The organism is Candidatus Fukatsuia endosymbiont of Tuberolachnus salignus (genome assembly GCF_964030845.1).
GTDB lineage: Bacteria > Pseudomonadota > Gammaproteobacteria > Enterobacterales > Enterobacteriaceae > Fukatsuia > Fukatsuia symbiotica.
Genome location: NZ_OZ034983.1, coordinates 1,193,719 through 1,217,564, shown reverse-complemented (window position 1 = coordinate 1,217,564; position 23,846 = coordinate 1,193,719). Strand labels below are relative to the sequence as shown.

At 47.9% G+C, this 23,846-nt stretch carries 29 protein-coding genes; 13 read left to right on the top strand and 16 right to left on the bottom strand.

Annotated features, from left to right (window positions below):
• Positions 1 to 146: 146 nt before the first annotated feature.
• The 9 genes from AAHH42_RS05965 to AAHH42_RS05925 form a co-directional block, all read right to left on the bottom strand.
• A complete protein-coding gene (locus AAHH42_RS05965) occupies positions 147 to 1,241 on the bottom strand; it encodes a hypothetical protein (protein WP_342221048.1) in 1,095 nt (364 codons plus the stop codon).
• A 94-nt stretch (positions 1,242 to 1,335) separates the two neighbouring features.
• Entirely contained in the window at positions 1,336 to 2,712 is a 1,377-nt protein-coding gene (locus tag AAHH42_RS05960; RefSeq protein WP_342221049.1) for a DUF4055 domain-containing protein, read from the bottom strand.
• A 42-nt stretch (positions 2,713 to 2,754) separates the two neighbouring features.
• On the bottom strand, positions 2,755 to 4,245 hold the full coding sequence (locus AAHH42_RS05955) for a terminase (RefSeq protein ID WP_342221050.1): 1,491 nt from the start codon (positions 4,243 to 4,245) through the stop codon (positions 2,755 to 2,757).
• A complete protein-coding gene (locus AAHH42_RS05950; RefSeq protein ID WP_342221051.1) occupies positions 4,208 to 4,720 on the bottom strand; it encodes a hypothetical protein in 513 nt (170 codons plus the stop codon). The genes AAHH42_RS05955 and AAHH42_RS05950 overlap by 38 nt, the downstream gene beginning before the upstream one ends.
• A complete protein-coding gene (locus tag AAHH42_RS14765) occupies positions 4,677 to 4,817 on the bottom strand; it encodes a hypothetical protein (protein WP_425286293.1) in 141 nt (46 codons plus the stop codon). Before AAHH42_RS14765 ends, AAHH42_RS05950 begins: the two co-directional genes overlap by 44 nt.
• Before the next feature lie 17 nt (positions 4,818 to 4,834).
• Positions 4,835 to 5,047: a hypothetical protein gene (locus tag AAHH42_RS05940; RefSeq protein ID WP_342221131.1), complete on the bottom strand. Its 213-nt coding sequence runs from the start codon at positions 5,045 to 5,047 to the stop codon at positions 4,835 to 4,837.
• Positions 5,048 to 5,423: 376 nt separating this feature from the next.
• Entirely contained in the window at positions 5,424 to 5,882 is a 459-nt protein-coding gene (locus AAHH42_RS05935; RefSeq protein ID WP_342221130.1) for a lysis protein, read from the bottom strand.
• Complete coding sequence (locus AAHH42_RS05930) at positions 5,875 to 6,393, bottom strand: lysozyme (protein ID WP_342221129.1); 519 nt, start codon at positions 6,391 to 6,393, stop codon at positions 5,875 to 5,877. The genes AAHH42_RS05935 and AAHH42_RS05930 overlap by 8 nt, the downstream gene beginning before the upstream one ends.
• Positions 6,390 to 6,593: a class II holin family protein gene (locus AAHH42_RS05925; RefSeq protein ID WP_342221128.1), complete on the bottom strand. Its 204-nt coding sequence runs from the start codon at positions 6,591 to 6,593 to the stop codon at positions 6,390 to 6,392. The genes AAHH42_RS05930 and AAHH42_RS05925 overlap by 4 nt, the downstream gene beginning before the upstream one ends.
• A gap of 528 nt (positions 6,594 to 7,121) precedes the next feature.
• Between AAHH42_RS05925 and AAHH42_RS05920 the strand changes: the two genes are divergently transcribed.
• A complete protein-coding gene (locus AAHH42_RS05920) occupies positions 7,122 to 8,564 on the top strand; it encodes a hypothetical protein (protein WP_342221857.1) in 1,443 nt (480 codons plus the stop codon).
• Between the two features lie 197 nt (positions 8,565 to 8,761).
• Here AAHH42_RS05920 and AAHH42_RS05915 read toward each other — a convergent pair whose 3' ends face one another.
• From AAHH42_RS05915 to AAHH42_RS05885, 7 genes are all read right to left on the bottom strand, one after another.
• Positions 8,762 to 9,250, bottom strand: a complete 489-nt coding sequence (locus tag AAHH42_RS05915; RefSeq protein WP_342221856.1) for an antiterminator Q family protein — start codon at positions 9,248 to 9,250, stop codon at positions 8,762 to 8,764.
• Positions 9,247 to 9,609 carry a RusA family crossover junction endodeoxyribonuclease gene (locus tag AAHH42_RS05910; RefSeq protein WP_342221125.1) on the bottom strand — a complete coding sequence of 121 codons (363 nt, stop codon included), beginning with the start codon at positions 9,607 to 9,609 and terminating at the stop codon, positions 9,247 to 9,249. Before AAHH42_RS05910 ends, AAHH42_RS05915 begins: the two co-directional genes overlap by 4 nt.
• A 34-nt stretch (positions 9,610 to 9,643) precedes the next feature.
• Positions 9,644 to 10,609, bottom strand: coding sequence for an ATP-binding protein (locus AAHH42_RS05905; RefSeq protein WP_342221124.1), 966 nt, complete (start codon positions 10,607 to 10,609; stop codon positions 9,644 to 9,646).
• Positions 10,521 to 11,399 carry a helix-turn-helix domain-containing protein gene (locus tag AAHH42_RS05900; RefSeq protein WP_119797011.1) on the bottom strand — a complete coding sequence of 293 codons (879 nt, stop codon included), beginning with the start codon at positions 11,397 to 11,399 and terminating at the stop codon, positions 10,521 to 10,523. The genes AAHH42_RS05905 and AAHH42_RS05900 overlap by 89 nt, the downstream gene beginning before the upstream one ends.
• 10 nt (positions 11,400 to 11,409) lie before the next feature.
• The gene (locus AAHH42_RS05895) at positions 11,410 to 12,114 is read right to left on the bottom strand and encodes a phage antirepressor KilAC domain-containing protein (protein ID WP_425286325.1); all 705 of its coding nucleotides are present in this window, start codon (positions 12,112 to 12,114) and stop codon (positions 11,410 to 11,412) included.
• Between the two features lie 54 nt (positions 12,115 to 12,168).
• Entirely contained in the window at positions 12,169 to 12,612 is a 444-nt protein-coding gene (locus tag AAHH42_RS05890) for a YmfL family putative regulatory protein (RefSeq protein ID WP_342221230.1), read from the bottom strand.
• Between the two features lie 67 nt (positions 12,613 to 12,679).
• The gene (locus tag AAHH42_RS05885) at positions 12,680 to 12,907 is read right to left on the bottom strand and encodes a helix-turn-helix domain-containing protein (protein WP_342221229.1); all 228 of its coding nucleotides are present in this window, start codon (positions 12,905 to 12,907) and stop codon (positions 12,680 to 12,682) included.
• A 113-nt stretch (positions 12,908 to 13,020) separates the two neighbouring features.
• Between AAHH42_RS05885 and AAHH42_RS05880 the strand changes: the two genes are divergently transcribed.
• The 12 genes from AAHH42_RS05880 (at position 13,021) to AAHH42_RS05825 (ending at position 23,756) form a co-directional block, all read left to right on the top strand.
• A complete protein-coding gene (locus AAHH42_RS05880) occupies positions 13,021 to 13,707 on the top strand; it encodes an XRE family transcriptional regulator (RefSeq protein WP_342221228.1) in 687 nt (228 codons plus the stop codon).
• 551 nt (positions 13,708 to 14,258) lie between these two features.
• On the top strand, positions 14,259 to 14,582 hold the full coding sequence (locus AAHH42_RS05875) for a hypothetical protein (protein WP_342221227.1): 324 nt from the start codon (positions 14,259 to 14,261) through the stop codon (positions 14,580 to 14,582).
• Positions 14,583 to 14,877: 295 nt separating this feature from the next.
• Positions 14,878 to 15,213 (top strand): hypothetical protein, encoded by a 336-nt coding sequence (locus AAHH42_RS05870; protein ID WP_342221226.1) that lies wholly within the window; start codon positions 14,878 to 14,880, stop codon positions 15,211 to 15,213.
• 21 nt (positions 15,214 to 15,234) lie between these two features.
• Complete coding sequence (locus AAHH42_RS05865) at positions 15,235 to 15,918, top strand: ATP-binding protein (RefSeq protein ID WP_342221225.1); 684 nt, start codon at positions 15,235 to 15,237, stop codon at positions 15,916 to 15,918.
• A complete protein-coding gene (locus AAHH42_RS05860) occupies positions 15,915 to 16,556 on the top strand; it encodes a DUF669 domain-containing protein (RefSeq protein WP_342221224.1) in 642 nt (213 codons plus the stop codon). The genes AAHH42_RS05865 and AAHH42_RS05860 overlap by 4 nt, the downstream gene beginning before the upstream one ends.
• Positions 16,557 to 17,118: 562 nt before the next feature.
• Entirely contained in the window at positions 17,119 to 17,838 is a 720-nt protein-coding gene (locus AAHH42_RS05855; RefSeq protein WP_342221855.1) for a reverse transcriptase domain-containing protein, read from the top strand.
• Between the two features lie 306 nt (positions 17,839 to 18,144).
• The gene (locus AAHH42_RS05850) at positions 18,145 to 19,824 is read left to right on the top strand and encodes a recombinase family protein (protein ID WP_342221151.1); all 1,680 of its coding nucleotides are present in this window, start codon (positions 18,145 to 18,147) and stop codon (positions 19,822 to 19,824) included.
• Complete coding sequence (locus AAHH42_RS05845; protein ID WP_342221150.1) at positions 19,772 to 20,458, top strand: group II intron maturase-specific domain-containing protein; 687 nt, start codon at positions 19,772 to 19,774, stop codon at positions 20,456 to 20,458. Before AAHH42_RS05850 ends, AAHH42_RS05845 begins: the two co-directional genes overlap by 53 nt.
• A 152-nt stretch (positions 20,459 to 20,610) precedes the next feature.
• Complete coding sequence (locus AAHH42_RS05840) at positions 20,611 to 21,231, top strand: lambda exonuclease family protein (RefSeq protein WP_342222025.1); 621 nt, start codon at positions 20,611 to 20,613, stop codon at positions 21,229 to 21,231.
• 110 nt (positions 21,232 to 21,341) lie between these two features.
• On the top strand, positions 21,342 to 22,289 hold the full coding sequence (locus AAHH42_RS05835; RefSeq protein WP_342221853.1) for an Rpn family recombination-promoting nuclease/putative transposase: 948 nt from the start codon (positions 21,342 to 21,344) through the stop codon (positions 22,287 to 22,289).
• 356 nt (positions 22,290 to 22,645) lie between these two features.
• Positions 22,646 to 23,362, top strand: coding sequence for a Rha family transcriptional regulator (locus tag AAHH42_RS05830; RefSeq protein WP_342221852.1), 717 nt, complete (start codon positions 22,646 to 22,648; stop codon positions 23,360 to 23,362).
• A 130-nt stretch (positions 23,363 to 23,492) separates the two neighbouring features.
• Positions 23,493 to 23,756, top strand: a complete 264-nt coding sequence (locus AAHH42_RS05825; RefSeq protein ID WP_342221016.1) for a transcriptional regulator — start codon at positions 23,493 to 23,495, stop codon at positions 23,754 to 23,756.
• Positions 23,757 to 23,846 lie beyond the last annotated feature (90 nt).

Here is a 23,846-nt window from a genome sequence, read left to right as displayed (position 1 = left end):
GTCGCTTCCGCTCACAGCTGTTCATAAAAAAAGCCACCCTGGGGTGGCCTGTGTGAAGTTGGTTATCAACGCTATTTTAAAATGTCCAGTTTTTGCTACTTTACGTGATGAGAGAACATGTTAAGTTGTGCTGACATGTTGATTTTTTACTCTATATGGAGGGTTTCGCGCAGCTGTTCTAACGTGAGCCATTCCCCTTTGTCGCTAAAAAATGCGTCGGGACGCCGTCCCTCCTCTCGCAGCATTTTAGCGCGGGTTTTACCCAGGACTTGGATTTGCCGCGCGTAAGGTTGTTGCTGTAACCAGTCAGAATACGTGGTATCCGCAGGCACTTGCCCGTCCAGGCTGGCGCGTGTGCCCGGGTCCAGCTCATCTAAGTCAATGCCCAGGGCGCGCCAGGATTTGATGACCAGTGTCTCCGTTGAGCGACAGCAAAAGTGCAGGCGTCCCGGTCCTTGCAGATAGGGGATTTTGTGGCCGAGTGGCTGGCCGGCTAGGGTGTAGCACAAACGGTCACGGATAACACAGGGTGATGAGGTTTTGTTATCCAGCGTACTGAGCCACTGTTTTCTGTCTATCATTGCGGCGTTATTTTCAGCAAATTTATCCCGTGCTACCGCTGAAACATGGTTAACAGCGGTTTTGACCACACTGGTGAGATTTTTGCGACTGATGTCCAGTACCCCATCTTGATACTGTTTTGCCCTGCTCCCGCGTACTTTGCGTGTAATTTGCTCGACGGTATCACCCAAGAGAAACCCGTTTTTTACCGCGTTGTTGATACGCTGAAAGCGATCGCTTTCCAGATGACTGACCCAGTCGCGCAGTAAACGCCCTTGAAAGGGCTGCGCCATCGCTGCCGCGTAAACCTGTTCTGCGGTGATAATCGCTAAGGGATAGCGGTGTAGCACCCCATCAGGCAGCAGGGTATCAAAGAGACGGCAGTGATAACCCGCTTCGTGCTCAGCAAAGGCTAGCAATTCCTCGCTGAGCGATAAATACAGGGTACTCATTGCCTGCTGATTCACCTCTTGGACACAGGCTAACAAGCGGGCTAACTGTTTGACTTCGATGTGTTGCGGATTAACCTTCTCCAATTTCCCGAAAAGTCGGGCGGTTAGTTCAGCATCATATTGGTTGAGTAGTGCCACCTTTTCTTTAACCACCCCGAGAGCATAGCGTGATTGAAACAGACTGTGTGCCAGGGCTTCATCACGCAGACGTTGGTTGACTGTGGACATGGTAACCCCTTAATAGAAAAACCGGTTTGATGGCATGAGGATAACGGGGTGTTTTTATACAGCCTGCGCGTCACCTCACGATGCCACGCGGGCGTTACAGTAAATCCGGTGGCAAATTGTTAAGTTCATCACACAGGGTTTCCGGGTTGGCATCGGCATCAATAAGGTTCAGTGCCTGTAAGGCGCGGATGGCATCCACCTGACGAATATCCCCGCCTTGCCGCAGTGCCTGTATCGCCAGGGCGGCCGGGGCATTGAAGGCTTGCTGGGTGGTTTCAAGCTCGGTGCGAATGTCCACCTTGCCGCCGTCTTTTTCGCCTGACCAGTCTGCCATCAGTTGCAACAGGGTATCGAGGGCATCTTCTAGCGAGTTAGACAGGGTGTAGAGCGGGGATTGTTCTTGTAGGCGCTCTTCGCTCACTTGGTCGAGGGTCTTGGTGCTACTGTTTTGACTGCGCAACAGCTTGCCACCGGCTTGACGCATCTGCTCGACCAAATCCGTCAGTGCCTCTTTGCCTGCTCCTACGGCGGCGCCCGAATGTTCGGTGTACGCACTGCCCTGTTTGGTGCGGTCAGTAAAGTGTGTCGCGCTTGAGGCACCAATGGTCAACTTTTCGCCGGTTTCAAGACCAAACACATTGAGGATGGGCACCCGGGCCACATGCAAAATATTGTCTTGCTCACTCTGGCTTTGCCAATGTTTGATATTGAGTAACGCCAGATTCAATAGCGGCGGGGCGCCACACATAAAACCGGTGCGTTTGCTGTACAATGTCACCAACGGAATGCGAGGGCAGGAGGTTGCCCAGCTGTCGTGCAGTATCCAGGTTTCCCTGCCATCGGCTTGCCTGATTTTACGGTAGAGTTCAACCCGACCGGGCGTCAACTTGCGGATTTGCGCGATTTTCTGTTGGCGGTAAGGGGCGGTCTCGACGACAATCTCTTCTCTAATTCGCAATTCTGTCAGCTGGACCGGCCCTCCTTGGTGGCTGGATTGCCAGCCGATGACCTGGCGGGGGTTAATCAACACCGCATAGGGACGGGCGCCACGGGCTTTTTCCTCAGCACGGGTTTTCAATGCTTCCACACGGGGGTAGTCAACCAGCGCATGCGCCACGCCGTATTGCAGCGCCAGGCTGAAATACGCTTGCGCCCAAACATCCAGCCGGTTGCCCAGCAAATCCATATCCTGGCAGTACTCGACAATCACGGCGGGGGTGGACTCACTCAATTGGGTCGGTTCTGAAAAGACACGACCTAAGTTATTTTTGAGGGTTTCCTCGTAAGCCGGCAGCAGCGTGGCGACGGAGAGACGTTGCTGATAGCTGTGTTTATCTTCATTCGTCCAGCGCGGTAAATAGGTTTCGCCCTGTTGCCGTAGGCATAAGGTGCCGCCCATCAGGGCGTCATTGATGTCCCAGGCAGCTAGCAGGCTGTTGTAGTCAAGATGGGGCGTGGAAATATCGGACATGGTTTGACTCTCATGGGTTGTTAACGCGACTGTAGAGGGCCGTTACAGTCTTAAGGGGGTTACCTGCCCCCGAAGCTGACGGTGATTTCTTTTGGCGACGGCAAAATAACGAAAGGCATCGGCGGCGTGGGAACTGGCATCGTGCAGCGGTTTGTCTTTCCAGCAGCCGTACTGGTTATCCCAGGCTTTGCGGTAGCGCTCCAAATGACTGAGGCCTTGTTCACAGGTCACGCTATCAAAGGCACAGCGCGGCAGGATTTCCCGTACCGACTCAATGCCTTCATCGACACGCAATCGGGGGACCACCTTGAAATTGATGCGGTAAATGTCACCGTCCAGCGCATAACCTTCATAAGCCAGTTGCCGACGGCTTTTGCCGTCGCCCGCTAATTCTCGATTATCAATATCGTGCGGGGCCCAGTGTTCGCCATAGTGATAGGCGCGGGCTTTCAATACCTGCATGTAATGCCGCAGGCCTTCGCCACTGTTTTCGTAATAATCCATCAGGTGAAATTCACTGCCGACCTCACGGACAAACCAGATAACCGTGGCATCGCCTACTCCTAAATCCCAAAAGGTGTGCACCGGCAGGTGCGGATTAGCCGGTAAGGTACCAATGCGCTGATTCTCATAGAGATAACGGAACTGATTGGCGTAATATGCGCCCTCAATCGATTGCTGAAAGGCCTCGCTCGGGATTGACGGATACTCGCGTTTCATGTCGTCACCCAGTGTGCTTTCTTTGGCGTAATACCAGGCTTTTTGTTCCGCCGTTAGCCTAATCGACTGTTTGGTTTGCAGCTCGCTAAAGTAGGCTTGCAAGCGCGGCGGCAACGGACTGCTCACCGGCAAGGCATACTGCGGATTGTTCCACCAGGAAAAGAAGAAGAACTTCCAATCCAATGGGCCTAAGGGTTTGTTGCTGAGTAAGGCTTTTTCCGCCGTTTGGCAGTAATCGAAAAAATACCCCGCACGGCCCTCTGCCGTCGATTCAATGGTGACCACGCAGTCTGTGGCGACCGCTTCAAAGGCACCAGTGACGATTTCACGGGCTTTCTCAGGAAATTTGGCACACAGCTTGCCGAATTCGGAAATATGCAAATAGCGCAAGGTGCCACCGCGAAAGGAGGTGCTGATGTACAGTGAGCCGCCGTTGTGAAACACCAATTCGCCTGCGGAATCATTGCGGGCGGGATTAGCACGTTTAAGAAGGTCAGGCAAATGGTCGTAGGCGTATTTCACTTTCTCGCGGAACAGGCGTTTGGCATCGTTTAAGGTATGTGCAATCAAGGCACATTTGGCTGACTCAAAGAGTGCGGCATCCAGTTGGATAAGGCACACCTCGGTGGTAAAGCCCAGCTGACGGGCTTTCAAAATCAGATTGCGTGTATGCATCCCCGTGAAATAGGCACGCTGCTGCGCCGTCATCGTAAAACGGATTTTACGTCCGTGTTTATCGGTAATAAAATACAGGTGGTTTAAGCGCCAAAAGCGATCAGCTAATTTTGTTTTCAGCGTTGGATCGAATGCCATGGGCGTTGCCTTCCGCGAGGTCTTTCATCCATTGTGCCAACTCTTTCTCGGCCCCTGGCGCCGTCTCGTTGTTCAAGCCATAGGCATCGCGCTCACCTTTAATCAATTTCAGTTGCGCATCCACCCCGGCGCTGAGCGTTCTGGCAAGAGCAGCATGGTTGTCTTCGGTGATAACGGTACTGCTGAGGAAGGCTTTCAGATGGTTAGCAATCTGCCGCCAACCGGCTAAGGCCACACGATGGGATAAAACGACAGACAAAGCTTCATCCGAAGCTTGTTCAATAATATCGTGGTCGGTGCGCACAGTATTTTTAGTAGAAAAAGTGCGCACAGCCGCACTGCGCACCACTTTATCTTTTGTGGCCGCCGCCACTTTCTCGGTCAGGTCTCTTTGCCACGCGTTTCTTACTGCAAATTTCCTGAGGGTCGATTCAGGTACCTGATAGCGTTTTGCTATCGCACGGACAGACAACACACCCGCGCGGTAAGCCGTAGCGTTTTGCTATCGCACGGACAGACAACGCACCCGCGCGGTAAGCCGATTCGATGGCCTCCCAGTCAGGCTTTGCCATGATGAGAATTCCTTGGGTTAGGGGGATTTATCGAGATGGGTATAGGTCGCTACCGTCTGGCCTGCGGCGTTCAGCACAAAGGCAGTATCTGAGGGGGCAAGATGAATGGCATCACTGATACCGTTGGAGGCGATATCAAGGCGTTGAGCATTGCGGTTCCAGCCCCAATGGGCGCTCGGATAGCCAACTTCACCTTGACCGTTGCCGAAATTAACTTTGATGGTGTACATAGGGTGCTCCTGTGTTGATGCGATCGACATGTCGTCGCGTTATGTCGATAAAAGTGAATAAAATGAATAGGAAGAAACAGCGTGTGGCAGTGCTAACTGGTGGATTTTATTCCAGAGTGTGATTTTGCATTCTGAACATTATCCATAAAATCAATTTATTAAAAATTGAGCAGGGTAAGTTCATCGAAATATCAATGCAATCCGCCTCCTCAACATTAAAGCGAGCAGTTGTCTTCATAATGAAGACAACTTACCTCTATTTAATTTACGGATTTTAAATCCGAAAGTGACGAAGACTCCCAAGGGTCGCATTTCAAATGCGCATGGCACTGCACACCCTGAGTCTACATACACCCAATTTCATCTTTTCGATTATTTATTGCGCCAAACAGACTTGGGTAACGTACGCCTGCAAGCCTGCAATTTGCTGCGTGACTATTTCAATGCCTTTTCGGAGACGGAAATAATCGTTGACAACGGCGTCGTCAAGTCGGGCACCGGCAGCATCATCCAAGCGGGTGGCCGTGGGGGTGGCGGGCAATGTTTCACAGCGGGCAGCGAGCTGCACCCGACGCTTGCCAACAAGAACATCATGTTCAAGGGCAGCGAGCTGAGTTTTTGCATCGGTTAATTCCTGGGTGTGTTTGTTATCGAGCACGGCTATTTGTTGGTATTGCTTTTGCCTTGTTTGGAGCGTGATAAAGAGGTTATCGCGCTCATCCCTTATTGTTTTGATGACGCTGTCTTTTTTTGCTGATTCAGTGTGATAATAAACCGCCACCAGACTGACGAGCAGAATGAGACTCATCAGGATAAAAAATAAGCAATTAAACATCGAGTCCCCAACAGGTGAGTTCACTTTCTTGCGCGCGTCTTATTACTTGACCCGCACAGTTATTGGCTCGAATGCGGCAATCTTTACCGCCGTCAAATAGCCAACGTTTAATTTCAGTACAAGCACCGAGGTAGTCACCGGCATTCAATTTTCGATAAAAAGTCGACGAGAAGCATTTGCCTACACCGATGTTATACGGACAAAACGAAGCAATACCGGCTTTCTGGGTATCGGTTAACGGTACCTGAACATGACGTTCTACCCAGGCAATCGCGTTATCTACCTCAAATTTGTTAACTTGCTCGCATTTCTCTGCACTGAGTTGCAGGCCTTGCATTACCGGCTTGTCATCAACTCGTGTCGCACCGCTGCAAATTGTCCACACGTTAGCGCCGTCTCGGTAAGCTGTCAGCCGATTGCCTTCTTTTTCATGCAGAAATTGTGCAAGAATGGCGGTCGCTGTCGTCCCTGCCAAAATCAGTCCCAGCATGGGTTTGCTTAGCTTGCTCATTGGCTTGTTGCGCTCTTACGCCGGTCTTCTTTAATCTTGAAATACAGATTGGTCAGATAGGTCAGTACCGCCAGAGAGACGCCAGCCAGTACACCAATGGCGTTCCATTGTTCCGGGCTGTAGCTGTTTAGCAAACCATTCAGGATGCTACCGGCGGAAGCACCATAGGCAACGCCGGTGGTCAGTTTTTCCATGCTCATTCTCGTCTCTGAGTGGGGATACCGTTTCCCGCTAGGGGTCGGGGGGGGGTGTCATAGAAATAGTGTCTCTTCGTTAATAAAAATAATTGTTATTGACAAATGATAATATTTTCCGAAAAGATCATTATGGGGCTTACTCCATCGTTTTATTGGCACGGATAATTAATACACTTTAGACATACGATTGGAATGATAGGCATTGGATGGGTATTAAATATGAAAATTGAATAAGAATTATTTTGTAAAATTATTAGAAGCTGCTGACGTTTTATCATATAAAATTGAAAAATAAGTGAAATAGCCGATATGATTTTTTTATAAAAAATATCAGCAACCCATAGATAAATATTGCGTATAAGATATTTTATATTTAAATGTAAATAAGGTATTTGAAATAATAATTTTTTCTATTAAAATCGGTCAAATTATTATTGTTCAATCTCTTTAGTCATCATCGTATAAATATGATTAATTTTTAATTTAATTGAACAAAATATTATCATCCATTTAAAAATAGAGAACATCTTCATGCCAGCTGGAATCACAAATTACGGTGCTCCATACATTCAATTTTCGAGTACAGAACAAGCTACCGTCACAGCAAGTACAAAATTTTGGAAAGATTTACAGGATCTTTTCCCAGAAGAGTGTGATCAGATATATCTCGATATTATTAAATCTGATATTGATAATCTACTTAAGAACACGCTCGATTCAAAAAATTTTTACCTAACACAAGACATAGATCTAGATGTCTATAGTTTATCGACTAATAAACTAAAAGATTTCGCATTCGATAAGACTACGATAGAAAAATTCCAACAGCTTTTTTTACAAACACTACGTGATCGTGGCTGGAATGGAACACTCACAGACAGATTACAAAATGGAGAATTGCTAGCCTTATCCTTAGATAGTACTCCCACTTATCATTTTCAAGATACACAGGGTACAGAACATATGGATTGGAGCTCAGTTTTTTGTGACCAGTTTGGTACCCCTAGTCAGACATCTACTCCACAAGGAACCACATCTTATCCCAACCCCTATAGTTCAGGTGCTTTTGAAGCAAGAAGCCTCTTCGCACGAGAAGAGATTGTTGATATGTCATCAGGAGGTTCGTCAGAACCAGGACAGTGTTATAATAGTTTTTCTCAAACACAAAGGTCACCCAGCTTTGTGCCTAGTGTTATTTCGAGTCCACTTCGCCAAGGAACATATCCTCAACAAGCAATGTGTAATGTAAGCAGTGAAGATGCTGCTCGTCATCTCGATACAAAATTTGGAACGCATTCCTATGGTCCTACGAGTCAAATAGAAACCACCTCTGTAGGCAGGCAAACATCTTATTTCAATGATGGACGCGGCGTCTGTTATCCAGTAATCCCTGAAATACCGCATTCTCCCGATGCATTATCAGAGATTCTCTCTGCTTTAAGGATACCATCAACCCAGCATCATGGTAGCAATAGTTCGCAAATACAAGAGCCATCCAACTCTGTATCTAGTGTGATTTCGAATTCACTCAGCCAAGATGCATACCGCAAAGCGAGTAGGAAACATTCTGCTCATTATCGCTATAATACGAGTAGACCGGCTCCCTATAGTTTTACGCGCAAAGCCAGGCTAACGGACTTGACTCCGAACGTTCAAAATCTTATTGAAAGACTGTGTCATATTTCACATGAATCTTCCAGCCTAGACCCATTACTTATTGAAGAACTTAAGCAATTAGATAGAGAACAGCTATTCCTAGTTTTTTCGGCATGGAGTGATAAAATGTTTCCAAAATGGTGGAAACAGCATGTACAGCTTGTTCGTCAACAGAGTAATAATGCGCCTACCCTCGATGAAAAAATGAAAGTATATCCCAGGACGTTCAGAATAGCGCTCGATTATTTTCGACCTGAATTAAAGGAAGCCAGACAATACATAGCAGCTAAGTCTCACGAATATACTGTTAGACAATAGGCACGCGTAGACGAAATATAATAGAATCGTCTCATCTTTAGTCTGTTGTAGTAACTCAAAACTTAATCTGGCAATTATCAGTTATCTATGCAGGTGTTTGTCAGATTAAATCGCAATTAACGGTTTGGTGTAATTAATGCAGATACGGCAAGGTACCCTGCGATACTGGCTCATTGGCTCAAGGATGTCAATATGTTCTATGCAATTTTCTTGATTTTAGCGACAGGTTTACGGCTAATGAAAGCAGATTGCAAGGGGTGATACAACATCCATATCACAGCCTCAAGTATCTCATCCACTTCCCGCCGACAGGTAGCCAACGAAGGTTTCTTGACTCTGTCTCCTGCCCGTCCGCTCATTTTGCGTGGTGGGGCACATTGGTGATAATAATTGGCAATCGCGCGCCTTGATATGCGTTGTACGTAGTAACTGAGCAATATGCCAAAGGCCTTGTTATCTACAGGTATCACCGTATCCACCACCCGAGAAATCAACAACCCGTCATCATCATTACACATTGGCCTGGTAGGATTTTCTTGCTGCTTTTTTGTCGCCATACAGTGGGCGATGAGGCTACTCTGTGGCTTCTCCAATCGACCGCTGTATACCCAGGCTCCCCAGCGTTCCAGCCAGCTGTTAACCCAGTGATACTGCTCATTATTGAGCCTAAGTTGTGTGACGTTCATGCTGCCTCCTGTTCCGTTATGATTATCTCCCTCCTGCCGCCTTGCACCTGTTCACCCCGAATGATGTGCAGGTCATCAATCACACTGTCATCGGCAATCATGCCCGCGTGTACCAAGGCATCCAACGGTGCCTTTAGCAGATTATCTAAATCGCGTTTCCTGCGGTATGGGACATGAACTCGTACCTTGACACGAAGTTTGCTTTTTAGGCACAGGGTAAGCCCCTTACGTGCAATTAACGCAATAACCTCGGTACGGTACTGCCTGCCCTGTTTGCTGATGTAATGTCGGCCTCTGGCATGTCGCCAATAGGTATTCACTGTCGGCGGGTAAGGCAGCACTATTCGATATTCATTCATGTTTCATCTGTCTCTACTGGCGCCGGTTGATGTGTTATGCCGTCCTGACCCGATAGCTCTCCCAGGTAAACGCCAAAGTACAACCGCCACCTTCGTTCATTCTGTCCAGTACTCGCTCACCGAGGTAAGTCGTTAAGTCTTCTTTCGGCAAATTGCTCAGCAGCAGCGTCGGTTTCATGTTTTCATAGCGGGTGTTGATGATTTCAAATAAAATCAGCTTTTCGGCCTCACTGCCAAACTGCACACCGATTTCATCGATAATCAACATGTCGACACCGGTGTAGTGCTTAATCACCTCGGATTCGGTTTGGGTGGCGTCTTTCGCCCAGGTGCTCTTGACCTCTCGAGTAATACGTAGCGCGGATGTCAGAACAACCGAGGCGTGGTGTGTCGTAATGATGTGTTTAGCAATCGCAACCGCCAGATGATTTTTTCCTGTCCCGGGTTTGCCGCACATCACCAACCCACCGCCTTGCGCTAAACGCTCATGCCATTTTTGTGCATAGGCCTGGCATACCTTCTGGCAACGCAAGGATTCAGCATTAATCGGCTGATAAGACTCAAAACTGGCAGTGGTAAAGCGCGCAGGGATACCCGTCTGGCTCAGCAAATTTTTAATCAATTGGGCCTGATTTCGCTGCTGGTCTGAGGCGATATTCTTTTTCAATACGGTGATTTTTTCGTGTAAACACGCCGGACAGTCCGTTTTCTGTTGCACGTTGGCAAAGCCCTGCAGGGTTCGACAGCGTTGTTCAAAAGCCCCGTGTTGTGGGCAGAGGACCTCTGCTACATCAACCCGAACCCCTGCTATTTCCTTCAGCGGGGCACGGGCACTTTTCAACCGGTCTTCAAGAAAAGTGAGGTCTTGCTGCTGACGCGAATTTTCTATTTTTTCAATGACATTCATCACATTACCCTTCCATCCACGCCGGAAATACCGTGGTGCCGTAGTCTTTTTTGGCGAAGCGGTCGCCAGAAACCCGTTTGAAGGTGGTGCCATCCACTGCCCGTTTGTTCTGGTAATTCAGTTTCTGACTGGCGGTGCAAAACCAGCTTTTAGGCGTGTCGTGACGAAACTCTAAATCCAATCGTGTCAGCTCGTAGACCAAGTCCAAATGCGGGAATAGCGTTTGCCAGCTGTCGAAATCTTGCGGGGTCAGGCGGATTATCTTCCCTTCGAAGGCGTAACGGCTCGCTAGGCTGGTCTGAGTGTCAACGTGAGGGGAATTACGCTGAGCAGGAAAACAGTCAGGGTGGGGGATGGGGTCTTCTCGCTTGGCAGGACACTCATCGACTTTGATTGCACAAATTTTGCTCGCAGTTGGGGTGTTAGGTTCTATGACAGGTTCTATGACTGGTTCAAAAGAATGACTGATTCTGGGTGTTCCTGATTCACCCCTTCCTGGTGTTCCAGATGCGCTACCCCGTGTGCCAGATACTCCACCCAGCGTTCTTGATTCACCAGGAGGTGAACCTGTATCCTCCCCGGGTGACTTATTTTCACCCTTCACTTTTGGGGCATTGTTTAACGTCAAATGATAAACATTCGATTTATTCACGCCCTGCTCATTTTTACGATATTCAATCCACAGCAAGCCGTCTACTGCCAACTGGTGAAGATGTTTTTGTACCGAGCGATCTGTCATTTCACACTGATGAGCGATATAGGGCACTGACGGCCAGCATTCGCCTTGGTCGTTGGCATTATCAGCCAATTTGAGTAAAATCAGTTTTCTCAGCGGATTCCCCACTTTGATACTCATGGCGTGTGTCATTAATTTCATACTCATTGTCTATTCCCTATGCCGCGTTTGTGATCGTTTTCAATAAGCCTGCTTCACATAGCTTTTTTGTTAGCCACGCTTGGCCCTTGCCGGTCAGTAGCGGGGTGAAGGTGATTTTCATCCCGTGCTCCGTCTCGATGGGCGTTTCTCTGAAGGTGAAATAGTCCCGCTCCAGGTACTCCTGTCGAGGCACATTTCTGCGAGAAGGAATACCCATTAGCACGTGATTTTTGCGTAACCAAACAAACAATTTGTTGGGACGAAGGCCCATCAGCTTGGCAAAATTGCCCACCAGAATGCCACTGGCTTCGCTCACACGGTCGGCGAAATCTATCTTAGGGGCAGCCCGTGCTAACGGGTTTTCTAGCCGTTGGCGTCGCTCAACCTCTTGCGTTAATGTTTTCAAGGCTGATAAATAATCGACCGGTAAAAACGAGTAGGCCGCTTTCTCTTCCAGTTGCTGCCAACGATCGACTACGCGGGCGGTAAATTCAGGGGAGAGTTGGGCGACCACCACATAGCTATCACGTTTACCTACCCTGTATTCAAAAACGTATTGGTCTGATTGATTTTTAACCTCCTCCATTGGAGGAAGTCTGATAATCCCCTTTTCAACCAAGCGCTCAATGGCTCTTTTCACATTGTCGTGACGAGACTCCACTAAACCGGCTATCTCTCGACTCCCCATGCTGGGGTTGACTGCGTTTGATAATGGGTTCACCATCACTCCGTATGTTTGTGTAGGGCGACTGCCTGGTCCGCCGCCGCAATGTCTTTACTTACCGTAAACCTGCAGCGTGGCACGAACTTCACCGTCTCGTGTTGCGATGTGTTTACGGTGGGCATCCAGAATCTTTTGTTGGGCTTGTTCATTAATCTCCCCGTGCTCCCTAATCGCATCAAGAATTAACTGGTCGACAGCACTGCGTTTGACTGCTGTGTTCAGGCTCATGTGGTGCAGTTCCACGGTGTCCACCTCCGCAGAAGGTGCAGGTACGACGATGGCATTCGATCGTGCAGCAAAATATTCCGCAACCCAGGTTGACTCACTCAGTGTTTGCAGTGCTACCAATTCATCGACGCTGAAAAATCGAGCACCTTTGTTCTCATACAAGTGATTGTTAAATTTAGATTCAGACATCCCTAAATACGCCGTAGCAACGGCGCGTCCGCCTGTCACTCGCTCACACATCCGGTTAATTAATGCGCGTTTGTCCATAATTTATCCTATTCCTTATTGGGTTATACTTTTGTTTGCGTTATGAGAGCATGGCGTCACGATGAGATCAGGCCGCTTCGTCTGGATGTGGAAAAAGGTCGGGCAAATCCGGGCGAATTTGGTAAGCCTGAATGACACCCTGAGTGGCCTCTACCAAAGGTTTAACATTTTTAGGGGCCACTTTTGACTTACCATACAACCACTTCTGTACCGCAGATTGAGTCACACCACAGGCTTTAGCGAGTCTCGTTTGAGTCCCTACAAGGGTAATTGCGGTTTTAATTACTACGTTCATATGAATCACCTTTATTGTTTTCAATGACTAATATAATACCCTGGTTATACAAAAGCAACCTCTTTAGTTGTTTGACGGTTAATGACTGAAGTTGTATTTTTAATGGTATGAAAATGACGTTTGCACAACGAGTTAAACATGCGATGAATGTGGAAGGGTTAACCCAAGCCTCTCTCGCCGTGAAGGCGGGTCTTTCACAAGCCGCCATCCAAAAAATTACATCAGGAAAGAGCCAGCGCTCGAGAAAGCTGCTGGATATTTCGCGTGTGCTTAGAGTTCGCCCTGAATGGTTAGGCGACGGTGTGGAGCCTATGAAGGATAAATGGGTTCAAGAAGGAATAAGGTTTGAAAGGATACACATTGATGACCCAACGAGTCCAGTTAGCGAAAATGAGTATGAATTTCCTCTTTATGGTCGCATGGAGCGGCTGCTGATCCCCAGAGATAAGGGACGAGAGGATATGCTAAAAATGATTCGATTACCTATGGACATCGCTGTAAAAACTAAAACCACCCTGACTAATTCCGTCGCTATACTGGCACCTGATTCAAGTATGTGTCCTACCATTCAAGAAGGCGCAATTGTTGCTGTTGACGAGAGCATCACGGAGATCAAGAACGGCAAAATATATGCCGTATCTGTCGGTGGTCTCTGCATGTTGAGGATACTCTATGCTTTACCCAATAATATGGTGAAGATGCGCGGCCTAAATCAAAATGAATATCCAGATGATACGGTGTTGCTTAGTGACGTTAAAATCTTGGGAAAAGTTTTTTACACTGCCAGCATAATTGATTAATCAGAGGATACCCTGCCTATTTGTGCAGGGTTTTTCATTGGCAGTCTATCAAACATTCACACACTCCGTCGCTAAACCTTTAACACATTGTCGATCGGTTCTTTTCCACTGACGATCTATGAATTCACCCCGACCTTTCCTCGATAGATACTCTTCATTCTACACTTTTATACCTGATTACTCGGTATGATCAGTTATAGCTCAATATTTTTAAAATAAAAAACTACTTTAAAAACAACTACATATTACTTTAATCACTCAAATTAACACTTTGGTGATTGACATTTATATAACCAGGGTATTAAATACTGTATATCAACACGGCAAACACTAACGCGAAGCAGGCAAGGAAAGCCCATGAAGTAGCCGTCCGAGGCGTATGAAAATCGGAATGATTCGCGAAATAGAATACCCGCTTTACCCCGCTCAAGCGGATGCTCTTTAACAATTTGGGATTTGGTAGCACTGACAAAGTGCACCCTGGCGTTTACCCGTTGGTTTCTGAATAGGTTGTGTCACCAGCTTATCCAGAAATCAATCGGAGGTAAGTTATGGCAACGATTATTTACCCGCCATCGAAACGCAAGGCAACGTATGGCGGTAATGCCAAATACCGCAGACATCAACGCCGTAAAGCACAGGCTATCTCTCGCGAAGCGATCGAAAACAGCCTTGGTCGGAGAGTGGGCCATCACGCAAAAATAGCGCGTGCTCAACCTCGCTCAGAGGTAGATCGGGCGATTGCTCTAGCGACGACCTTTCCTTTACGTAAAAAGCCGCAGGACAGCCTGTACAACCGGCTAATGCCAAGAGCCTGGTTATTTTCGGTTCGAGGAACCCGCAGGACAAACAAAGTTATCACCGCTTCTGCTTAGCAGGGGCGTTATTGAATTAACCCACAAAGGTGAACAATGAACGATTTTTTAAGCGAACACCGTATCACCCTATGGCCTTATAGCACGCCTACGGAGAAACACAGACGCAATCGATTAATCGACCTTTTTATTTGGCTAAAAAAAATACTCAACCAACGAGGTGAACCATGATTTTTACCATCAAAGACCACGCATTAATCATCATGATCAACGGTGTGAAGCGAGTTTTCCTTAACAGTGAGCGAGGCTATACACGCATGTCTCAAGCGTATTGTAAAAGCAGAGGGCGACTGGCATGACACCCGATACTCTTATTGAAGCACGAAAAATAATGAACACGTTCAGTGATCAAGATTGGCACAACATTAATGAACAGGCGGAAGAGTGGGATAAATACTTCACTTTTGAGCACATCGCTCAGCTCTTTAAAAAATTGCCCCATTTTGATAGTGAGGCCTTGACACTCGCCTTGGATGAGACCGAACCCGATGACATCGATAAGGCATTTTTCAGCATTTTTATCTCAAAAGCGAAGTGGATATTAGCCAAAGAACGGCTCTACCACGGTGATGAATACAATGAGGTCTATTATGGATACTGCACAAACGACCCTCACGGCGGGTCAGACTGAACAACAACCAAGGAAAAAACCATGGGTACTGCCACATTAATACTGGGGGAATCGGGTACCGGCAAATCCGCCAGTTTGCGCAACCTCAATCCCAAAGCATGCTTACTTATTCAACCCATTAATAAACCCCTGCCTTTTCGTTCTTCAGGGTGGCTGCCCTGGGATAAAAAAAATCCCGACACCGCGCTCTATGTCGTCGACATTTGGCACACCATTATGACCGCGATTGGGAAGGCGCACGCTTACGGCAAAAAAATCGTGATTATCGATGACTTTCAATATGTCATGGCACATGAATTTATGCGCCGGGCGGATGAGAAGTCCTATGATAAGTTTACCGAAATTGGCGGACACGCCTGGAATATTATCTACAGTGCGATCCACAATACCCCGCCTGAGCTGCGTATTTACTTTTTATCGCACACCGAAGAAACCGCATCAGGCAAAACCAAGATTAAAACCATTGGCAAAATGCTGGATGAAAAAATCACCCTAGAAGGCATGTTTACCCTGGTGTTACGGACCTGCGTGAAAGACGGCAGGTACGTGTTTACCACACAAAATGACGGCGCAGACACGGTTAAATCCCCGATGGGGATGTTCGACAGTCATGAAATTGATAACGACCTCGCCGGGGTGGATGCCACAGTTTGCCACTATTACCACCTTGATACGGGTCACAACACAGAAGGACATGCAGCATGAATGAGGTCATCTTTACGTATCATCAAGAAGCGGCGCTCGCCGCCGGCCAAAGCGGGTTTATCAGTGAGTCAGGCGCGTATATTGTCACTCTCACTGAAGCGAAATACATGACCAGTCCCAGTGGGGCCAAATCGATTGAATTTTCTGTCGAAACGGAGGATGGACGCAAAGCCCACTACCTGAACCTGTATTATGAAAAGAAAGACAGCACGCCCAACCCCTACGGCGTCAACCTGATCAACGCCATGATGGGCTGTACCGGCATTAAGCAACTCACCCGTGTCGTGAAAGACATCAACGCCCCTCTGGCTCCCGAATTAATCGGTAAGAAAATTGGACTTGTGTTGCAAAAAACACTGAAGACCAAAAGCGATGGCAAGGACACCTACAGCTTGGATATCCAGTTGCCTTTTTTCGCCCAAACCCGTCAGACATTACAAGAGAAAATGGCAGGCAAACCCGCCACCACCCTGAATAAAATCGTGGCTAACCTGAAGGATAAAGATGAACGCCAACCGAGGGCAAATCTGTCTCCGTCGTCACCCGGTAAGCCGTTATACATGCCCTCTTCACTGCCACAAAGCAACCTGACGCCGTCTACCGATTTTAATGACGACGGGGATGACATCCCGTTTTGAGCGGTTCGCTAAGCTGCTCAGTTTCTTGCAGGTGCGAGTCCTGCTGCAATAATTGGTTAGTTTGATTGCGTAGCTATGGCGTACATGTGGAAGGCGACTGAAACATGGAAGCAACGCCGGATAAACGTTGCCCCTGACCCAGTCCGTGGGCGCGCGCAAGCACACAGCCCGTAACGAAAGTGAACCTGAACAAGCCTCGTAAATGTCAGCCACACGGCAATGCTGGGAGAGTGTGGTGTAGGGTGGTTCCGCCGAGCCTTTGGAATGGGGGCGAAGGTCATCGAGTTCTAGTGGATTAACTAACCACTTGAAGCTAGAACGGGAACTCGGGGTATTGAGGATGGGATGTGCGCATAGAACTGAGCGGAACGAACGAGACCTCTACCCGTCGTGGTTTAACCCACCGCGTAATTGAAGATATAAGGTAACCGCCGAAGTTCGAATAGACGCGGGATAGAGGAGTCGGAGGAGGCCATAGTACTGTTGATGATGAGGACAACATAACCTCGTCGGAGAGAAGGGCCTCTGCTTCTGTCATGCTATTTTTTGTAGGAGGCATTACGTGATTGCGAAAGCTGAAAACACGTCGCTAGAAAGAGTGCGAGTACTGCAACGAAAGTTATACCTAGCAGCCAAGACGAATCCAACACGGAAATTCGGCGTGCTGTATGACAAGGTGTGTCAGATCGATGTGTTATGGATGGCCTACAAGCAAGTCCGAGCCAACAAAGGTGCCCCAGGCATCGACCAGCAGACTTCTGAAGTCATTGAAAAGGAAGTTGGAGTTGGGTCATTCTTGGCTGAAATCCAAACAAAACTCATGGAAAAGAGGTACACGCCTCTGCCGGTCAAACGGGTGTACATCCCCAAGGCTGACGGAACGCAAAGACCTCTAGGCATTCCCGTTATCGCAGATCGTGTTGTTCAGGCAGCGGTGAAAATTGTTATCGAACCTCTTTTTGAGGCTACCTTCAAGGATTGCTCGTATGGCTTCCGGCCTCGGAAGAATGCACAACAAGCATTGCGGGAAATCTACAAGTGGCTGAATTTCAAGTGCCACTGGGTGGTAGATGCGGATTTGAAGTCGTACTTTGACACAATTCCGCACGATAAATTACTGCTGTCCGTTCGAACCAGAGTCATTGATCGCTCGGTTGTAAAGCTGATCGAGATGTGGCTTAAAGCTGGAGCGATGGAAGAGATGAAAATCCGGAAGGAGACGACCGGTACGCCGCAAGGGGGAGTGATTACTCCGCAAACAATAGTGCAAACTTTCGCGTAAGCTGGGGCCTGCGTTTTCACCGGCGCTGCCTCAAGTCTGGTCATCCGGATGGGAGCATCACTGAGTTTTCCCTCGTTATTGAGACTGATAACGGCACACGGAGTGACCCTCAGCAATGAAACCGAAGCCATTTTCACAACACGTACGTATCACTTTCGAGCCCAGCCGGTTTTCTGACGACCAGCTGACGGATGTTTATGAACAGCTGACTCCCGTTAACCACCACGTGCTTACCCCTCACGACCAGGCCCAGGCCAAACCTCACCGGGCTCCTGCCCGCTCAACCGCTAGACGGAGCAAAATGTTATGAACAAGGCACTGGTCGCACTCTACGCCCGCGTTTCTTCCGGGCAACAGGTAAAAAATGGCACCATCGGCAGTCAGCTTGCAGCAATCAAGGACCGCATCCGTGAGGACGGCCACGTGTTGCCTGACGCCATGCTCTTTATCGATGATGGTGTCAGCGGTGCTACACTTATCCGCCCGCAACTAGAGCGCCTGAGGGACTACGCGGCGGCAGGCGATATTGAATGCCTGTACATCCTGTCGCCCGACAGGCTAGCCCGTAAATACGCCTATCAGGCTCTGCTGATGGAAGAGTTCAGCGCCTGCGGCGTGGAGGTTATCTTTATCTGTCACACCCCCGGCGACACGCTGGAAGACATGATGCTTCTGCAGATGCAGGGGATGTTTGCTGAATATGAGCGGGCAAAGATTATGGAGCGCAACCGGCGTGGTAAGCTTCACGGTGCACGCTGTGGTAATGTCGGTGTCCTTTCCGGTGCACCTTACGGTTATCGGTATATCCGCAGGCAGCCGGACGGGACACCCGCACAGTATATTGTCAACCTTCATGAAGCCTCCGTGGTCAGGAAGATATTTAGTTGGGCTGGCATAGAGCGCCTGAGTCTAGGCGGTGTGGTCAGACGTCTGGCTGAGAAAGGCATAGAAAGCGCCACCGGCAAACCCGGCTGGGACCGCAGTACGGTATGGGGCATGTTAAAGAACCCCGCTTACAAAGGACTTGCTGTGTTCGGAAAAACGAAAAACTGCGCCCCCCGTCCCCGGGTGAGAGCAGCGCGCAACAGTGCAGATATCCTCAAGAACGGTTATTCAGTAATACGAAGTAAGCCGGATGACGGCATCGGGATCCCTGTGCCTGCCATCATCAACAGCGCTCTTTTCTTGACGGTCAACGAACAGCTGGAAGAAAACCGCCGACATGCACGACAGGGGCGCCGGGGAGCCGCTTATCTCTTACAGGGGCTGACTGTGTGCGGCCACTGTCGCTATGCGTATTATGGCAAAAAAGTCAGTAAATCTGCGGCAAAAGGGGGGGCGCAGTATTCTTATTACCACTGTACTGGGACGGATGCTTACCGCTTTGGGGGCATTCGGGTGTGTGACAATAAACAGGTCAGGACATCCATGCTGGATGAAACGGTCTGGGCACAGGTCATTGCGCTGCTGTCTGAGCCGGAACGGCTGAAAAAAGAATATGAGCAGCGTCTAACGCAGGCGTCAGAGCACAGTGGACAGACCGCAGATGCTGAGCGTCTGAAAAAGCAAGAAAATCAGCTAAACGTGGGGCGGTCCCGATTGATTGATAGTTTTGCCGAAGGGCTGATTGGCAAAACAGACTTTGAACCACGGATCAGAGTGATGACGCTCAGGCTGGCGGAACTTGCGCGCCAGAGAGTGAAGGTGAAACAGGCCACAGAGAACCAGCATGAGTTGCTGCTACTGGTTAACCGGGTGGAGGATTTTGCTGCTGCGGTCACGGAACGCCTGAGTACGGACGATTTTCTGATGAAGCGAGAAATTCTGCGTGCGCTGGTGAAACGGATAGAAATTTATCGTGATGAAATTGTGGTGGTTTTTCGGGTGAATCCCGGGAATGATACCAGCCTGGAAGCAGGATCAGACAAAACATATGGCAGAAGTTTGCCAGATTGTTTGCGGAGTAAGTTCTCCCTTGCTCGCTAATCTCTACCTGCACTGGCTTGATTCGACGTGGGAGAAAAAGGCGTTCGGTAAACGTCCGCATGATGCTCATATCGTGCGATATGCCGACGATTTTGTGATTTTGTGCAGCAAGCGCCCGGAGTTTTATCTGGATCAGGCCAAGAAAGTCTTAGACCGACTTGGGTTGACGCTTAATGCCAAGAAAACGCGGATAGTTAATGCCATGAAAGAGCCGTTTGACTTTCTAGGTCACAGGTTCGCAGTTCAACCATCGAAAGTGACGGGCGAGTTGAAGACCTTTTACTATCCGACTCCCAAGGCTATGAAGTCTGTTAAGCAGAAAATCCGTGATGTTGTCCGAAAAGGGCAGCACTGGGATTGGCCCACATTGGTGAAAGAAAAGGTAAACCCGATTCTTCGCGGATGGGGGAATTACTTCAAGACAGGTAATTCAAGGAAGCATTTCTTGAGCATAGCGAATTACACGATATGGACACTCTGCATCATGTTGCGGAAGAAGCACAAGAAACGGGGTAAGGGGTGGAGGGACCACCCGCCGTCCTGGTTCTACGATTACCACGGGCTGTTTAAGCTGTACAGCCTGTCCGTAACCGGAGATGAAGGGAGTCGGTATGCCCGACCTGTGCCGTCGTAACGCTGTGGAAAGAAGACAGTCGGAAAGCCGTGTGCGGGAAAACTGCAAGCACGGTTTGACGAGAGGTCGCTGGGGAGATGATGTCAAACCAGAGACCTACTCTACGAGGGGTTCTCCGTTTTGATGACAAGACAATTTATCGAGGTAAAAAAATGGAACAACGAACAGAAGCCTGGTTTGCCGCACGATGTGGCAAAGTGACGGCCAGCAAATTGGCAGAGGTGATGGCAAAAGTCAAAACAGGCGACGCCGCAACGCGAAAAAAATACAGGGCCGAGCTGATTTGCCAGCGTCTGACGGGGAAACGGGAAGACACCTTTGTCACGCTCGACATGAAGCACGGGACAGCACTGGAACCCGTCGCGCGTAAGGCTTACCTATTGCGTGAATTTGCAGTAGAGGTCACGGAAGTGGGGCTCGTCGACCACCCTACCATCAAGGGGTTTGCCGCCAGTCCCGACGGACTGGTTAATGAGGATGGTCTCATCGAAATCAAATGCCCAAAAACCTGGACACATCTGAAAACGATAAGAACAGGTGAACCAGAAAAAAAATACCGCCTGCAAATGCACGCGCAAATGCTGTGTACGGGGCGAAGATGGTGTGACTTTGTCAGCTATGACAATCGACTGCCTGACACATTAGCCTACTTCAAAAAGCACATTCACTTTGATGAGGCACTCGGCAAGGAAATTGAAACCGAAGTGTGCAAATTTCTGCAGGAACTTGAAGATGAAATCGAACAGATTAAAACGTATGGCAAAGTGGCATGAAGATAACGCCACTGAAAAAAGTGGTCGTCAACATCAAAACAGGGGCAAAGATGGTATGATCCAGGGCATGCCTTTCTGAAACGTCGTTATATTAAGCTTAGGATAAAGCGATGAAAGCAATAATTTCTCCTCACGACGCCTTCTGTAAGAAGTTTTTGGGCAATCTTGAGGTGGCACGAGACTTTTTGAAAACACATTTACCGCCCGCTATTTTGGAGAAATGTGACCTTTCTACACTGAAAGTAGAAGATTGCTCCTTTGTTGATGAAAATTTGAGACAATATTTCTCTGATATTGTTTATTCAATGCAGATGAACGACGGCAGCAAGGCGTACATTCAGTGTATTATCGAACATCAAAGCAACCCGAAACTTTTGATGACGTTTCGTGAATTACGCTATTGTGTGGGGATTTGGCAAAAATATTTTGACAAAAACCCGAACGAAAAATTACCTATTGTGGTGCCGATATTGTTTTATCACGGGAAAAGGCGGCCCTATCCTTACAGCAGGGATTTGATGGATTGTTTTGTTGACCCGGAGCTAGCCAGAGAAATCTACACCAAGCCGTTTCCTTTGGTGGATATTAGCGTTATTCCTGATGAGGAAATCATGACACACGGCCATGTGGCGTTGATGGAACTGGTGCAAAAACACATTTACATGCGTGATATGATAAACATTGTCGGACCCATTGCAGAACTATTGAATAAAGGTTATACAAACCGTGAATTGTTCCACGCTTTGCTCTATTATATCACCTACCAAGGGGAAACGAAGAATACTGAAAAGTTCTTCAAAGCGCTCGTGGATCAGACACCCACTTACCGTGAGGACATTATGACAATTACACAACAACTCGAAAAACGGGGCGAAAAACGAGGCATAGAACAAGGTCTGGAACAAGGCATGCAACAAGGCATGCAACAGGGTGAAAAAAAAGCATCCTTAAAAATTGCGAAAGAACTTCTCTCTCGAGGGATAAATCGCGATGTAATTAAAACGGCTACTGGACTTTCTGACCAAGATATTAAAAATATTGAAGTATTGCTACATTAAGGTGTCTTAACACTTGCTATACCCGGACGGGTTGAATGATGATTCAGCCTCGGGGAATATTGCGTTAAAGGTGTTAAATACCCTTAACTAGCGAATACCGCATACGCGAGTAGTGCGGTTTTTTTACGTCCATAGCGTGTCATGGTCAGATAGCGAGCAACTATACGCCTTCAATAAAACTAAATTCACCTTTAGCCTGCCGTCTTTGTGACTGTTTCAAAGATGGGATGGTATTCGTTAATTTTGTTAATAGAAGCAAAGCCCCCCCGCTGACGCAACATCAAAGCTTAATTAATCTTCCGCTTCGGTAACGTACCGGAAGTCATTAATCGCAATTCACTTGCAAGGAATTCTGCATGTCAAATGTCATCACTCTCTATCAACAGGTAAAAATGTCTAGCCGCGAAATTGCTCGACTAACGGGTAAACAGCATAAGGACGTACTTTATGACTGTAGAAAAATGTTTGAAGTGCTCACTATTCAATCGGCGGACTTTTCCGCCGATTACAAAGACGCCAGTCGTCGCACCTATCAGGAATATTTACTTGACCAGGATTTAACCATGACATTGGTCATGGGTTACAGTATTCCACTTCGCCATAAAGTCGCCACTCGCTGGCGGGAGCTAGAAGAGCAAGCAACACGGCCTGTCTGCGTATTGCCTAATTTCGAAGATCCACCGGTTGCGGCTATGGCATGGGCAGAGCAGTTTCGCGAAAAAATGAGACTGGCCTTAGTAAATAAAGAACAGGAAGAGGAATTACACGCGTTAAAAAGTCTCTTTAAAGAAGGGATGACGATCCCTCAATTTTGCAAAATGCTCAACGGTATTAATACACAACAGATTAATCACTGTTTGGCGAAAAGAAATTGGCTTTATAACGAAAGTAAATCCCATACCCGCTGGCGTGCAACCTCTTATGCGCGTGACCGATATTTGACGGAACATCAACATAAAATCAGCATTCATAGCGGTGATGACTTTATCAAGTACCGACCGGTTTTACTGCGCAAAGGGGCAATTCGATTGTTTTATCTCTATCGCAAAAATAAGCTGCCAATAAAAACATAACATTCACAATAAATTGCAAAACAACAACGGCAACGTAATCACCGTTTACATCAATTAACCCTAGCGCTAACAGAAGTGGTCTTCAGCCACCCCTGTCAGCTAACCACCATAACCTCTCTCGGAGGCTACAATGGCTAACATCGATATTACCCAATTTCCTGAATTACGGGAAGTGTTTCCTGAATTAACACCGGTGCAATTTGAAACGGCGATGCTGTTCTCTTTGGGTGTGTCACAAAAAGAAATTTCAGAATTGCGATCAATTTCGTACAAAGTGGTGAAACAGACACTGGAGGCGGCAAAAATCAAATTTGAGCCTCGTTCACTTCATGGTCTACTCACTATCTTCCATGTGCGTCTTGTGCTGTTTGCTTTGCAGCAATGTGTAAGATGAACGGACTCTGGTTCTGTTAAATAGCAACAGCAAACCCGTACTACAAAATAAAAAAGGAGCATAGGTGCCTTTAAGGCACCTACGGCATCC